The sequence below is a fragment of the Capnocytophaga cynodegmi DSM 19736 genome, assembly GCF_000379185.1.
Taxonomy (GTDB): Bacteria; Bacteroidota; Bacteroidia; order Flavobacteriales; family Flavobacteriaceae; genus Capnocytophaga; species Capnocytophaga cynodegmi.
This window is the reverse complement of sequence record NZ_KB900703.1, coordinates 159,852-174,102: the sequence shown is the minus strand read 5'-3', so window position 1 is coordinate 174,102 and position 14,251 is coordinate 159,852. Positions and strand designations below refer to the sequence as shown.

General features: G+C 37.3%; 12 protein-coding genes. 10 read left to right on the top strand and 2 right to left on the bottom strand.

Going from position 1 to position 14,251, the window contains the following annotated elements; genetic code table 11:
• Nucleotides 1–39: 39 nt before the first annotated feature.
• Both YW9_RS0100750 and YW9_RS0100745 read right to left on the bottom strand, forming a co-directional pair.
• A complete protein-coding gene (locus tag YW9_RS0100750) occupies nucleotides 40–2,301 on the bottom strand; it encodes an inorganic phosphate transporter (protein ID WP_018278263.1) in 2,262 nt (753 codons plus the stop codon).
• A 156-nt stretch (nucleotides 2,302–2,457) separates the two neighbouring features.
• Entirely contained in the window at nucleotides 2,458–3,111 is a 654-nt protein-coding gene (locus tag YW9_RS0100745) for a carbonic anhydrase (protein ID WP_018278262.1), read from the bottom strand.
• 171 nt (nucleotides 3,112–3,282) lie between these two features.
• On the opposite strand from YW9_RS0100745, the gene YW9_RS0100740 reads away from it, so the two are divergent.
• From YW9_RS0100740 to YW9_RS0100695, 10 genes are all read left to right on the top strand, one after another.
• On the top strand, nucleotides 3,283–3,891 hold the full coding sequence (locus YW9_RS0100740) for a TetR/AcrR family transcriptional regulator (protein ID WP_018278261.1): 609 nt from the start codon (nucleotides 3,283–3,285) through the stop codon (nucleotides 3,889–3,891).
• Nucleotides 3,892–3,933: 42 nt separating this feature from the next.
• Nucleotides 3,934–5,274, top strand: coding sequence for a TolC family protein (locus YW9_RS0100735; RefSeq protein ID WP_026193699.1), 1,341 nt, complete (start codon nucleotides 3,934–3,936; stop codon nucleotides 5,272–5,274).
• Nucleotides 5,275–5,289: 15 nt separating this feature from the next.
• Nucleotides 5,290–5,895 (top strand): DUF1016 N-terminal domain-containing protein, encoded by a 606-nt coding sequence (locus YW9_RS12335; RefSeq protein ID WP_018278259.1) that lies wholly within the window; start codon nucleotides 5,290–5,292, stop codon nucleotides 5,893–5,895.
• Nucleotides 5,896–5,900: 5 nt separating this feature from the next.
• Complete coding sequence (locus YW9_RS0100725) at nucleotides 5,901–6,398, top strand: GNAT family N-acetyltransferase (RefSeq protein ID WP_018278258.1); 498 nt, start codon at nucleotides 5,901–5,903, stop codon at nucleotides 6,396–6,398.
• Between the two features lie 11 nt (nucleotides 6,399–6,409).
• On the top strand, nucleotides 6,410–7,135 hold the full coding sequence (locus YW9_RS0100720) for a nitroreductase family protein (RefSeq protein ID WP_018278257.1): 726 nt from the start codon (nucleotides 6,410–6,412) through the stop codon (nucleotides 7,133–7,135).
• A gap of 92 nt (nucleotides 7,136–7,227) precedes the next feature.
• Nucleotides 7,228–7,845, top strand: a complete 618-nt coding sequence (locus YW9_RS0100715) for a peptidase E (RefSeq protein WP_018278256.1) — start codon at nucleotides 7,228–7,230, stop codon at nucleotides 7,843–7,845.
• Between the two features lie 97 nt (nucleotides 7,846–7,942).
• Nucleotides 7,943–8,776 carry a BRO-N domain-containing protein gene (locus tag YW9_RS0100710; RefSeq protein WP_018278255.1) on the top strand — a complete coding sequence of 278 codons (834 nt, stop codon included), beginning with the start codon at nucleotides 7,943–7,945 and terminating at the stop codon, nucleotides 8,774–8,776.
• A gap of 11 nt (nucleotides 8,777–8,787) precedes the next feature.
• The gene (locus YW9_RS0100705) at nucleotides 8,788–9,957 is read left to right on the top strand and encodes an efflux RND transporter periplasmic adaptor subunit (protein ID WP_018278254.1); all 1,170 of its coding nucleotides are present in this window, start codon (nucleotides 8,788–8,790) and stop codon (nucleotides 9,955–9,957) included.
• A gap of 384 nt (nucleotides 9,958–10,341) precedes the next feature.
• Entirely contained in the window at nucleotides 10,342–10,599 is a 258-nt protein-coding gene (locus tag YW9_RS0100700; RefSeq protein WP_018278253.1) for a DUF7660 family protein, read from the top strand.
• A gap of 53 nt (nucleotides 10,600–10,652) precedes the next feature.
• Nucleotides 10,653–14,138, top strand: coding sequence for an efflux RND transporter permease subunit (locus tag YW9_RS0100695; RefSeq protein ID WP_018278252.1), 3,486 nt, complete (start codon nucleotides 10,653–10,655; stop codon nucleotides 14,136–14,138).
• Nucleotides 14,139–14,251: the final 113 nt, after the last annotated feature.

The window sequence follows — 14,251 nt, the reverse complement described above, 5'->3', positions numbered from 1 at the left end:
TTCACGAAATTTGGAGTTTCACTTTGTTGTCTTAATATTTTATTTCACTTTCTTTTGCTCCTCCTGAAACTCTTTGAATTGTAATAAGAGATTGTTATTTGCACGTACTAAAGCATTCGTTTCGAGTAACAAGTTGAAATACAATTTGGTATTTTTCGGACTTGTTTCAGAGGTTCGGATTCTATCAATCTGCTTTTGTACCATTCTCGAAACATCTTTTTTCAAAATCATACCTTCTTGCAAGATTTGATTTAGATTCGAGTAATTTTCTCCTGTGAACAATTTCGCTTCGTTTTGAAGTAATTTTTCAAGACTTTCTGAAATCCACTTCAAATCTCTTAACTGATTAAATTTTAGATTCTTATGATTATTATTAACGTGTTCGTAACTATGCGTAGTTATGGCGTGTAGCGATTGTGCCATATCCTGTAAGTTATCCAAAATCATTATGTAAAACTTACTCGAAGCCACAGAACTCTCATTCAAAGACTTAATGAAGTAAAAAACGTTTCCTTTCAAACCATCGAGTTCTTTTTCTAACTTTTTAGTTGTTTTTTTGTCCTTAGTCAAATTGCCCAAATCCTGAGTTCCTAAGTTTTTAACAACTTCACCATAAACAGTTTCAATCTTCGAAATTGTAGTTGCTATATAATTTGAACTTTCTTTGATAACTCCACTAATAGTCGCTAAATCAGCCTGTTCGAACATATTTCTTTTATTCTCTTCTTTTTCTTTTTGTTTTTTCTTGTAACTCATCGCACTGCGGAATAACAAAAATCCAACAAACGAAATCAGAGAAATTAATCCGATAATCTCACCATAATACAAAACAGCAGCAACAATAAACGCTCCGAAAAAGGCAACAATTGCAGTCATAAACCAGCCTCCAACAACTCTGATTACTCCCGCCACACGATAAACGGCGCTATCTCTCCCCCAAGCTCTGTCAGCCAAAGAAGAACCCATCGCCACCATAAAAGTAACATAAGTTGTTGATAATGGAAGTTTTAAAGAAGTTCCCATCGCTATCAAGCTACTCGAAACAACCAGATTCATTGCCGCACGAACCAAATCAAATGCGGGTAAATCTTCTTTACGAGTTTTTGAATCTTCCTCTGGCTTCTCAAAACGTTTGTCTATTTTCTTGCTCAACGATTTTGGAATAACAGCATTAACCACGTAGGAAATGAATACCGTAATCCTGACAATAAGGCGAGACAGCATATTCGAAGCAAATTTTTCTTCTCCATCTCCATCGCCCTGATGTGAAAGGCTTACCTCTGTTTCCATCACATTACGTGCTTTTTTAGAGAACCAAAGCGTCAGAACCATTATAGACCCCGCCAAAAGCAACAAAGATGTTGGTGCCGTCATTCCTTCACTCAAGCCAGACATCAAGAAACTATTATGCTCTTCTCCTGAATGTTGCCATAACTCAAACGATTGCCAAGCAGCCACAGGAACCCCGATGAAGTTAACCAAATCGTTTCCAGCAAAAGCCATCGCCAAGGCAAACGTACCACTCAAGATAACTATTCGGAATATATTAATTCTTAGCTGAATTAAAATGTGAGAAAGTACTGAATAAAAAACAACACATCCGAGCAAAATATAGACGATGTTTGTATCCATCCAGTTAATTGCTTCTTTTGAGACGAAAGCAACTCCTTTCAATCCTTTAAAAATAATGAAGTAAGTAAGTGCTGTTAAAGCAATTCCACCAAAAATACCTCCTACATATCTGATATTTTTTTCATAACGGAAAGAAAAAACCAATCGAGCTAAATACTGAACAATTGTCCCCACTGTAAAGGCAATTACAATTGATGTAAAAATCCCCGTTACTATTTTGGTTGCTTCTTTTGTGTTAATATACTGCCCAAGTGTTGTAAGTGATTCTCCGTTCGTACTGATTTTAATAATTGCCAAACAAACCGCAGCTCCAAGTAATTCAAATACAATAGAAACGGTAGTTGATGTCGGTAATCCTAACGTATTGAAAAGATCGAGAAGTAATATGTCGGCGAGCATAACTGCCATAAAAATGACCATCACTTCATCAAAATAAAATTCTGTTGGATTAAAAATTCCTTTTCGGGCAATTTCCATCATTCCACTTGAAAAAATAGCTCCAAAAGCCACACCAATACTGGCTATAATCATAATAGTTCGTAAGGTTGCTACTTTTGAACCCACTGCCGAGTTTAAAAAATTTACTGCATCGTTACTCACCCCCACCGTCAAATCAACAACAGCAAGGACAAAGAAAACGAAGAGCATAAAGATGTACACTTGTTCCATACTTATTCTTTTTTGAGGCAAATATCCGCTAATCGAACATAATATATGTTATCAAATCGTTAACAATAGCCGTTTTTTATTACTTTTATTATACCAAAAAATGATTTTCAGAGCCATAAAATATCATTCTTTCATAAAAAGACAAAATCCTATTTTCTAATCCTTGCACTTTTCCTGTCCTGTAAGGTTGTATATTTTTTGAACTTCGCTCAAAACTTCTTCAAAGTTGATATTCAAATCAATCAAACGTCCTGTTTTCAAATCAAAAACCCAACCGTGAACAGTTGGAAATTTATGTTTAAGATAACTTTCTTGTACACAAGCCATTTTGATAACATTTAGGCATTGCTCTAAAACGTTTAATTCTACCAAACGTTGGTAGCGGAGTTCTTCATCGCTAATATTATCCAATTCCGTTTGATGCAAACGATACACATCACGAATGGTTCTAAGCCAAGGATTTAACAATCCAAAATCTTTTGACTGCATCGCTGCTTTTACTCCACCGCAACCATAATGCCCACAAACGATAATGTGTTTTACTTTCAGATGCTCCACCGCATACTGAATTACAGCTGTTGAACTCATATCAAGAGTATTAACCACATTGGCAATATTTCGATGTACAAACACCTCTCCAGGACCCAAACCCATTAATTCTTCGGCAGTTACACGGCTATCTGAACACCCAATGTACAAAAAATCTGGATTTTGATTTTTAGCCAATTCTTTGAAAAAATTCATATTTTCTCCTCTTTTTCTCTCCACCCATTTTTTATTATTCTCAAAGATACACTTATATGTAGGCATAAATTACTTTTTTAAAAAATCTTTAGCGACAAAGGTAAAAAAACAAATGATAAACGAATGTTATTTTCAGAAAAATCAAATTTATCAAGTAAGTTAAATATATCATAAAAACAAGGAAACTAATTTGGTTTTTTCAGTTTCCTTGCTATTTTTGCACCGAAAAACAAAACGATGGCAAAAGAACAACTCATTACAATAGCACGTGACCTTCTGATTGACTTAGGTATCAAATCCGTTACGATGGACGATATTGCCCGAAAAGCGGGAGTTTCCAAAAAAACGCTCTACAATCACTTTAAGGATAAAACCGACCTTATCCAAACAGTGGTTCTATACGTTAGTAAGGAACTCAACGAACAAACCAAAGCAATTATGACCAATGAACAGAGTCCCATCAAGCAGCTTTACGAAGTGGAGCGTTTCTTTTCGTGTCAGCCTGTAATTGTGAATAATTCGCCCCAAAAACAGCTACAGAAATATTACCCCAAAATATACAAAGAGCTACAAAACAAACAATTGCAAGAAGTTGGCGGATTAATTCTGGAAAACTTAAAAAGAGGTATTGAATTGGGAATGTACCGAAAAGATATCAACTTGGATTTTACAATGCGATTATACTTGCACATTATGATTGAATCGGGTAATGATTTACTCTTTTTCAAGGATTATGACAAAAACATCATTTCGGCAAATTATCTGGAATTCCACATTCGAGCCATTGCCACCCCGAAAGGCGTTACCACGTTGGAAGAGATTTTAAGAAAAAACAAAAAGAATTAAAAAACTAAAAATCATATAATTAAAAAATTCATAATAAATACAATGAATCATAAATTTATTTTTATTTTACTGGTTTTCTGCGGATTGTCAGGATTTTCGCAAGAGACTCAAATATATCGATTTTCATTGGAAGAAGCCGTTGCTTTTGCCATTGAAAACAATTTAAAATCCAAAAATGCAGCAGCAGACATTGAGGCTGCCCGAAAAAAGAAATGGGAAGCCACCGCTACCGGATTGCCTCAAATCAACGCAAAAGTAGATTATCAACACTTTTTAAAACAACAAGTTACGCTTATTCCTGCGGAATTTTTCGGAGGACAGAAAGGCGAATTTGCCGAAGCCACTTTCGGAACGAAGCAAAACGTAAATGCTTCTGCCACACTTTCGCAATTGATTTTCGATGGCTCTTATTTGGTTGGTTTACAAAGTGCTAAGGTATATTTACAAATTTCAGAACTTTCCAAACAGAAAAGCGACATCGAATTGCGAAAAACCGTTGTTGATGCTTATGCCAATGTGCTGCTTTCGGAAGAAAGTATCCGAATTTTAGAAGAAAATAAGCGTGTTTTGGAGAAAAATTTGAACGAAACCAAAGCCATTTTTGAAAACGGATTGGGCGAAGAAGAAAATGTGGAACAGCTACAAATCACATTGGCGAACATCAACAATAACTTAAACAATACCAAGCGTTTGTACGAACTTTCCAAAAAAATGCTCAACATCACTTTGGGTTTAAATTTGGACGACCAAGTGCAACTAAAAGACAATTTGGAGCAACTCACAACACAAACCATAGCCGAAAGTATTGAAAATGAAACAAATTTCAATTTGGAATCGAATATTGATTTTAAAATTGCTTCCAATAGTGTACGTTCGCAGGAATTGTTAGTAAAGTTTGAAAAAAGTCAATCTTTGCCTCGTTTGAGTGCTTTCCTCAACGGAGCATACAACGCTTTTGACGACAAATTTTCGTTTTTCGACACGAACAAAAGATGGTTCGGGAGTGCTCTTTTTGGTGTAAGTTTAGAAATCCCAATTTTCAGTTCATTTATGCGTTCAAGTAAGGTGCAACGCTCTCAAATTGAGTTAGAAAAGTCAAAAAACAATTTGAATTTAACCAAACAACAATTGCAAATGCAACACGATAAAGCATTGAGTGACTTGCAGTTCTCCATAGAAGAACATCAAACCTTGCGTGAAAATTTGGACTTGGCAAAACGAATCGAAAACAAAAATCAAATCAAATACACCGAAGGTTTGGCAACGAGTTTCGACCTGCGTCAAGCTCAATTGCAACTCTATGCTGCCCAACAAGAATTTCTGCAATCAATGGTTAATCTGTTAAATAAAAAAGAGGTTTTAAAGTCGTTGCAGGTTAATTAAGAAAACGAAAAAATTATGAATATCGAACCTACAAATTATACTAATTTAGTTTCAGAAATAGGAAACTTGCTTAAAAAAGGAAGAGAACAAGCCGCTACTTCTGTTAATACAATTTTGGTACATACCTATTGGTTGATAGGTAGATATATTGTGGAGTTTGAACAAAAAGGAAAAGAAAAAGCAACTTATGGAAGTGAACTTTTAGAACGATTATCAAAAGACTTAACTGCTGTGTATGGGAAAGGATTTAGCAGATCTAACTTATTTTATATGAGAAAATTATATATAAGTTTCCCAAATAGTGAGACATTGTCTCACAAATTGAGTTGGTCTCATTATTTTGAAATTCTGAAAGCGGAACAGCCTTTGGCGATTAAATTCTATACCATTCAGGCTGAAAAAGACAATTGGAGTGTAAGGGAACTTAAAAGACAAATGAAAAGTATGCTTTTTCATCGCTTAGCATTGAGTAAAGATAAAAAGGGCATTTTGGAATTGGCTGAAAAAGGACAAGAAATACACAAACCTCAAGACATACTGAAAGACCCTTATGTTTTAGAATTTTTGAACCTTCCGATGCAACATCAATATTTAGAAAGCGAATTAGAAAAATTGTTGTAAAAACTATGGATTTTATTTTAAGTAAATTTGAAGATAAAGATTTTGAGCATTATTTTCAATTGGTTGGCGATATTCGTGTAATGGAGATGATTACCGAACGAGCCATTCCGTTGGAGGAAGCGAAAAGTGACTTTGATAAGGAATTGACGAAAAACCAAATACATCACGATTTTGGAATTTTTAAAATCATAAATCCTGAAAATCAATCTTTTGTAGGATTTGCAAAATTAGAGATTGAAGCATCGGATAGCAAAGAAGCCGAATTAGGCTATATGATTTTACCCGAATTTTGGGGCAAGGGCTTTGCAGGAAAAGTCGCCAAACGATTGATTGATTTTGCCCGAAATCATCCGCAAATAGAGGAACTTTTTGCTATTATTGACCCTAAAAACATTCCTTCAAGGAAGATATTAACAAACAATCATTTTGAACATCAGGAATATAAGGATTTTGACGGATTGCCCGGCGAAATTCTTAGGCTGAAATTCAAAAATAAAACATAATTACAAAAATTATGAACCTAAAAGATATATTAAACTACCGCCGTGCCGTGCGTTTGTATGACGAAACCCAACCCATCGAAACGGAAAAAGTCCGCGAATGTTTGGAGTTTGCACAGCTCGCTCCCACAAGCTCCAATATGCAATTGTGGGAGGCGTATCACGTTACCGACAAATCCGTTTTGGCGAAACTAACCGAAGCTTGTTTGTCGCAAAGTGCTGCAAAAACGGCTCAGCAAATGGTGGTTTTCGTCACTCGGCAAGATTTATATAAAGAAAGAGCCAAAGCCATTTTGGAGTTTGAAAAAGGCAATGTACAACGCAACAGCCCCTCGGAAAGACAAGCCAAGAGAATAAAAGACCGAGAAACCTATTATGGTAAATTGATGCCTTTTTTATATCGCAGATGTTTCGGTTTGTTAGGTTGGGTTCGCAAAATAATGGTGCTCAGCATCGGACTATTTCGCCCGATAGTAAGGCAAGTATCCGAAGCCGAAGTACGAACCGTTGTGCATAAAAGTTGTGCATTGGCAGTACAAACTTTTATGATAGCAATGGCTGAAAAACAATACGATACCTGTCCGTTAGAAGGATTTGATAGCAAATTGGTTAAAAAAGCGTTGAAACTTCCTTCCGACACAGAAATCAATATGATTATCACTTGTGGCATCCGAAAAGAGGGCGGCATTTGGGGCGAAAGATTCCGCGTTCCGTTTGAAGAGATATATCATCAGGTGTAAAAATGTAGGGAATGGATGTATCCATTCCGCCATAAGAAAAGAACGCAAGACATTCACAATATAAAAGTTCAATATTTAAAAAGTTAGAAAATATGAAAAATATATTTTTATGTTCATCTTTTAAGGATGTAGCTTCTGTTTTTGAGGATTTTATAGGTTTGGGAAATGAAGGCAAAAAAATAACATTTATCCCCACAGCAAGTTTGGTGGAGAAAGTAACTTTTTATGTTGAAGCTGGTCAAAAAGCATTAGAAAAAATGGGATTCGTTATTGATAAATTGGAAATCTCTACCGCAACAACTGACGAAATTAAACAAAAACTTCAAACGAATGACTTGATATATGTCACTGGTGGAAATACATTTTTTCTGCTTCAAGAATTGAAAAAATCAGGAGCAGACAAAATCATCGTGGAAGAAATTTTAAAAGGAAAGACCTACATTGGCGAGTCAGCAGGTTCTATGATTCTTTCTCCTAATATTGAATATGTTGCAAAGATGGATAGCATTAAAGAAGCACCTGAATTATCATCATTTTCAGCACTTAATGTGATTGATTTCTATCCTGTACCACATTACACAAACTTTCCGTTTGTAAAAGCTGTTGAAAAAATTATAACAACTTACGGCAACGCACTTGATTTATACCCGATTACCAATTCACAAGCAATTTGCATTCGTGGAGAACAGATTGAGGTTAAGACAAGATAAGTATTTTACAAACGCAATTTCATAGCATTGATTCAACGTATTGAGAAGCCGTTTTTAGGAATAATAATTTAATTTCTCAAAAAAATAGAAACGAAAAATGGAAAATAACATAAAAATATTTGAACAGAAAAAAGTGCGTTCGCAGTGGGACGAGCAACAAGAAAAGTGGTGGTTTTCCATCGTTGATGTGATTGAGGTTTTAACAGAAAGTATTGATGCGTCAGCTTATTGGAGAAAACTTAAACAACGATTAAAAGAAGAAGGAAATGAAACCGTGACGAATTGTCACACGTTGAAAATGGAAGCACGGGATGGCAAAATGCGTGTAACCGATGTTGCTGATACTGAACAATTGCTAAGACTTATCCAATCCGTACCCTCACCCAAAGCCGAACCTTTTAAACTTTGGTTGGCTCAGGTAGGTAGCGAACGTTTGGACGAAATGCAAGACCCCGAAATTTCCATAGACCGAGCTTTACAGCAATATCTTCAACTCGGGTATTCCGAAAATTGGATTAACCAACGGCTAAAAAGCATTGAAATTCGTAAAGAACTTACCGACGAGTGGAAAAAACGAGGTGTAAAAGAAGGACAACAATTCGCTACCCTAACCGATATTATTACCAAAACTTGGTCAGGCAAAACCACCAAAGAATACAAAGTTCTTAAAGGATTGAAAAAAGAAAATTTGCGAGATAATATGACTAACACGGAGCTTATTTTAAATATGTTAGCCGAAGCCTCTACCAAAGATATTTCACAAGTCACACAACCCGAAACCTTTGAGCAAAATATTGCTGTGGCTCAGCAGGATGGTAATGTTGCCAAAGTTGCTCGGGAAGAGCTTGAAGCCCGAACAGGCAAAAAAGTAGTTTCTTTGGCAAGTGCAAAAAAAATGTTACAAAACAAAAATAATTCAAACAACAAATAAAATCAGATATAATGAAATACATTAACATTCAACTTATCGTTTCCGCTTTGGTGTTGTTGGCATCGTGCGGAGAAACCAAAAATCCGTCGGTGGAAGAGGTCATCGGGAAGGGTTCAAAAACGGAAATCCGTCAGAAAAGAGATGAAATTTCTGCAAAAATAAAAGAGCTTGAAACGCAAATCGCTTCCCTTGATGCTTCCCTCAGCAAATTCCCCGAAGAGGGGTCGGGTCAGGTGTTGGTATCGCTTTTGGAAGTGAAAGATACACTTTTCAACCACTTTTTGGAGTTGCAAGGAACGATAAAAACCACTCAAAATATCACCCTAAATGCGGAATTCGGAGGCGTTTTGGAAAGAATACACGTACAAAAAGGACAAAACGTACAAAAGGGACAACTCCTGGCATCAATTCAAGATGGTGGAATTTCCCAACAACTGGCTCAACTAAAAATCCAAGCCGAACTAGCAAAAACTACTTTTGAGCGTCAATCACGATTGTGGGAGAATAAAATCGGGTCGGAAATTCAATACTTACAAGCCAAATCGGCTTACGAAACGCAACAAAGTGCCGTGGAACAGATGCAAAAACAAGTTGCCAAAGCCAACATTTATGCTCCGTTTTCGGGAGTAATCGACGACGTGATAACCGACGTGGGAACGGTGGTTGCCCCTGGAATGCCCGTACTTCGACTCGTAAACTTATCGGATATGTATTTGGAATCGGAAGTGCCTGAGCAGTACGTCGCTAACGTAAAAAAAGGTTCACAAGCCAAAGTGGATATTTCCGTTTTGGGCGAACAGCTCGACACCAAAATAAGCCAAGTTTCCAATTTTATCAATCCTGCAAATCGTTCATTTAAGGTTGAAATCCGTTTGCCTAACAAAAATAACGCTATCAAACCTAATATGACGGCTCGTTTGCAAGTAAATGATTATCAGAACAAAGAAGCTATCTTGCTACCAACGGATATCATTTCGGAAAATGCACAGGGCGAACAATATGTTTTTCTTGCCAAAAAGGGAGATAATGAAAATCAGTACGTTGCTGAGCGTGTTGTGATTTCTACCGGAAAAACGCAAAACGGATTTACCGAAATTCTGTCAGGAATTCAAAAAGGAGATAAAGTTATTCGCGAAGGAGCGAGAAGTGTGCAAGAAGGACAACGTGTTTCGACTTTGTAAGGTTCAGATTTTTGATTCGTCCGACAGGAAATGAATTTTTACTGACAAGAAATCAATTTTTACTGACAAGAAATCAATTCTGACTAACAAGAAATCGATTTTGACCGACAGGAAATGAATTCTGACTAACAAGAAATCGATTTTGACCGACAGGAAATGAATTCTGACTAACAAGAAATCGATTTTGACCGACAGGAAATGAATTCCGACCAACAGGAAATGAATTCTGACCAACAGGAAATGAATTCTGACCGGTAAAAATCCATTTCTGACAAGTAAATATTCAATTATTATTGGTAAAAATTTATTGATGAGCGGCAAAAATCGATTTATATCAGGTAAAAATAGAATTGGTAACGATGATTCTAAAAATAAATGTAGAATATGAACTCAAATATTCATCAAATAGAAGTAAACACCCGTGAGGATTTCGCAAAGTTTTTGGAAATGCTTAAAAATAATCTTGAACATCATCCGCAGGATTGGGAAAACACCACATTACCTGATTTTCTGGACGCCCTAAGCCGATATACAGAAGATGTTCAGCAGTATTACATCAACACCAATCAGCATATTGATGCAGATATTCCTAATTGGAGCGTTTTTGCCGATATTTTTAAAGGTGCAATGCTATACGAATAGCTAAAGTCACAACAATAATCAACATAATTAAGAAATAAAACCCATATCATACTATGAGTAATATCAAAGATAAAGAGTTCAAGATGTCGTCTTGGGCAATTGACAACAAATTCACCATTTACGTGATGATTTTTATCTTTTTCCTTGCCGGAATGTTGGCGTATATGAATATGCCTCGCGAGAGCTTTCCGGAAATTAAAGATACGGCGATTTACGTCAGTGTTGTCTATCCGGGCAATACCGCCGAAGACATTGAAAGACTGATTATTGACCCATTGGAAGAGAAACTCAAAGGGGTAAGTAATCTCAAAAAAATACAATCCTCCTCACAGGAAGATTACGGAATGATAACCCTCGAATTTACCGAGAAAATCACCATCGAAAGTGCATTGCAAAAAGTAAAAGATGAGGTGGATAAAGAAGTATCCAACGAGGATTGGCCTACCTTCAACGGAGCGAAAGTGGAACCCAATGTGTTTGACATTACCATCTCGGAATTTATCCCGATTTTGAATGTAAACATTGCCGGAAATTACCCTACCGCTAAGCTCAAGGAATTTGCCGAGCAGATGCAAAAGAAAATTGAAAATCTGCCCGAAATAAAAGAAGCTACCATTCGCGGAGCTCAGGAAAAAGAGGTAGAAGTTGCCATTGATATGTACAAAATGATGGCATCGAAGGTGAGCATCGACGATGTGATTAACGCCATTGGAAGAGGGAATGTAACAATGTCTGCCGGAAATCTCATCGCTTCGGGGCAGAGACGTACCATACGAATGGTGGGCGAAATTGAGCAACCTTCTGATTTGAAAAACTTTATCGTAAAGTCGGAAAAAGGCATCGTATTCTTGGGCGATATTGCCGAAGTTTCTTTCCGAGATAAGGACAAAACTACGTATGCTCGTGAATTTGGTCAGGGCGTGGTGATGCTCGACGTGAAAAAGCGTTCGGGCGAAAATATGATTCAGGCAAGTGAGAAAATCAAAGAATTAGTAGCCGAAATGCGAAGCGATTTTCCGAAAGATTTATCGATAACCATTGCCAACGACCAATCTCAACAGACTGAAAATATGGTAAGTGACCTGAGCAATAACGTCATTTTCGGGGTATTTCTCGTTGTGGGCGTACTGATGTTCTTTTTGGGCTTTAGAAACGCACTTTTTGTAGGATTTGCCATACCGATGTCGATGTTTATGTCCTTTATGATTATCAATGCTTTGGGCTACACGCTCAACACGATGATTCTCTTCGGACTGATTATGGGATTGGGAATGCTTGTCGATAACGGAATTGTGGTGGTTGAAAACGTTTACCGACTGATGGAAAAAGAAGGAATGAGCAGATACGAAGCCGCCAAAGCAGGTATCGGAGAGGTTGCCGTGCCTATCATCATTTCTACCTTAACCACCGTTGGGGCATTTCTACCTTTGGCAATGTGGCCTGGCATTATGGGAGATTTTATGATGTACTTCCCACTGACGCTTTCCATTGTGTTGGGGTCGTCACTTTTTGTTGCTATCTTCTTCAATTCGATGTTGGTATCGGAATTTATGGACATCAACGAAAAAGTATTAAGCGTTAAGCAATTGGTGAAAATCAGTATTTTGCTTTTCGTTATTGGAACCTTCATTTTACTTATTGGAGGAGCGGTTCGAGGCTTAGGAACGGTGCTTTATTTCACTATCTTTTTACTTTGGTCGTACAAATATTTCATCAAAAAATTGGCGGATAACTTCCAACGAAAAATCCTAACTTGGATGGAGGATATGTACGAAAGAACACTTCGTTTTACACTTCGCGGAAAAAATCCGTATATAATGGTTGTTTCCACTGTGGCGTTGCTTGTTGTGTCGTTTGTGTTGTTTGGTTGGTCGGTTGGGACAGGGCGTACAAGTATAAACTTCTTCCCTGATAACAAACCCAATCAAATTATCGTTTACATCGAATATCCTGAAGGAACAGACATTGAGAAAACCAACGCAGTAACTCAAGACATTGAAAAACGAATATATACGCTACTCAATAGCGACCAATACCGCGATGGTGATTACAACTTTATGGTAGAATCGGCTGTGGCTCAAGTGGGTGAAGGAGCAGGAAATCCTTATACCGACGGGGCTTCGTCGGCTGAAATGCCTAATCGAGGGAAAGTGACGGTAACGCTTCGTGAGTTTAAATATCGTCGAGGACAAGATTCAGAGCAGCTTCGTGCGAAAATTCAATCCGACTTAAGGGGTGTTTACCCTGGGGTTTCCATTTCGGTAGAAAAAGACCAAAACGGACCTCCTGCTGGGCATCCGATAAACATCGAACTTCGTGGCGAAGATTACAATGAACTGATTGTTACCGCCGAGCGTATGCGTGATTTTATCAAACAGAAAAACATAGCAGGAATTGATGAGCTGAAAATAGATGTCAACAAAAACAAACCTGCCATAGAGGTAGAAATCGACCGCGTAAAAGCAGGGGAATTAGGGGTTTCTGTCGGGCAGATTTCCAATCAGTTGCGTCGTTCCGTATTTGGGGAGAAAGCAGGGGTTTACAAAGAAAAAGGTGACGACTACGATATTTACGTTCGTTTTAATCAGGCAGACCGCTACAATACCAATGTTTTGTTCAACCAACATATCATCTTTAGAGATGCCAATACTGGGGAATGGCGACACGTTCCGATATCTTCTGTAACGAAATATAAAAATACCTCGTCGTTCAGTACGATAAAACACAACAAAACCGATAGGGTAGTAACATTGTATTCGGCTTTAAGCCCTGGATTTAGCGATGCGAGTGCTATTGTACGGCAAATTCAGCAAGAGATGAAAAACTTCGACCTTCCGCAAGAAATCAAAATTGATTTTACGGGACAGATTGAAGAACAAAACAAGGAAATGGCTTTCCTTTCAACAGCACTTCTTATCGCTGTGGGGCTGATTGTTTTCCTTTTGGTGTATCAATTCAATTCAATAGTGAAACCAACGCTGATTTTCATTACGATATTACTGAGTTTCACGGGAGTTTTCTTAGGACTGATTATTACAGGACAGCCTTTCGTTATTCTGATGACGATGATGGGAATCATTTCCTTAGCAGGAATTGTGGTAAACAATGGTGTGGTACTGCTCGACTATACACAACTACTTATTGACCGCAAAAAGGAAAAAATGGGCTTGAGTGTGTATGACAAAATTGATAATCAGTCGGTTTACGATGCTATCGTATCGGGCGGAAAAGCTCGTTTGCGTCCTGTTTTGCTTACTGCTATTACCACCGTACTGGGACTAATACCTCTTGCCATCGGGTTTAATATTAACTTCTTTACGCTATTTGATTCACTAAATCCGAATATCTATTTCGGGGGAGATAATGTTATCTTCTGGGGACCATTGGCTTGGACGGTTATCTACGGACTGGTATTTTCAACATTCCTTACGCTGATTGTCGTTCCGGTGATGTTCTACCTGACTTCAAAATTTTCAAATCGCTTTGGAAAGGTTTACAAACAAGATAAAGAGGGAAATACAATTCTGGTAGAAAGATAAAAAGATAAAGTAGAAAGGATAAAGTTAAAAGTGTCAAGAAACAAGTTAAAAGTGACAAGGGATAAGATTTGTATTTTGAGTTTTATAGTCAACCCAAAATAGTTTGTCGTACT

What these genes read in the sequence shown, in the direction of transcription:
- YW9_RS0100720 (WP_018278257.1), top strand. Translation starts at nt 6,410, where the DNA reads ATGAACCTAAAAGATATATTAAACTACCGCCGTGCCGTGCGTTTGTAT.
- YW9_RS0100710 (WP_018278255.1), top strand. Translation starts at nt 7,943, where the DNA reads ATGGAAAATAACATAAAAATATTTGAACAGAAAAAAGTGCGTTCGCAG.
- YW9_RS0100725 (WP_018278258.1), top strand. Translation starts at nt 5,901, where the DNA reads ATGGATTTTATTTTAAGTAAATTTGAAGATAAAGATTTTGAGCATTAT.
- YW9_RS12335 (WP_018278259.1), top strand. Translation starts at nt 5,290, where the DNA reads ATGAATATCGAACCTACAAATTATACTAATTTAGTTTCAGAAATAGGA.
- YW9_RS0100705 (WP_018278254.1), top strand. Translation starts at nt 8,788, where the DNA reads ATGAAATACATTAACATTCAACTTATCGTTTCCGCTTTGGTGTTGTTG.
- YW9_RS0100700 (WP_018278253.1), top strand. Translation starts at nt 10,342, where the DNA reads ATGAACTCAAATATTCATCAAATAGAAGTAAACACCCGTGAGGATTTC.
- YW9_RS0100745 (WP_018278262.1), bottom strand. Translation starts at nt 3,111, where the DNA reads ATGCCTACATATAAGTGTATCTTTGAGAATAATAAAAAATGGGTGGAG.
- YW9_RS0100750 (WP_018278263.1), bottom strand. Translation starts at nt 2,301, where the DNA reads ATGGAACAAGTGTACATCTTTATGCTCTTCGTTTTCTTTGTCCTTGCT.
- YW9_RS0100740 (WP_018278261.1), top strand. Translation starts at nt 3,283, where the DNA reads ATGGCAAAAGAACAACTCATTACAATAGCACGTGACCTTCTGATTGAC.
- YW9_RS0100735 (WP_026193699.1), top strand. Translation starts at nt 3,934, where the DNA reads ATGAATCATAAATTTATTTTTATTTTACTGGTTTTCTGCGGATTGTCA.
- YW9_RS0100715 (WP_018278256.1), top strand. Translation starts at nt 7,228, where the DNA reads ATGAAAAATATATTTTTATGTTCATCTTTTAAGGATGTAGCTTCTGTT.
- YW9_RS0100695 (WP_018278252.1), top strand. Translation starts at nt 10,653, where the DNA reads ATGAGTAATATCAAAGATAAAGAGTTCAAGATGTCGTCTTGGGCAATT.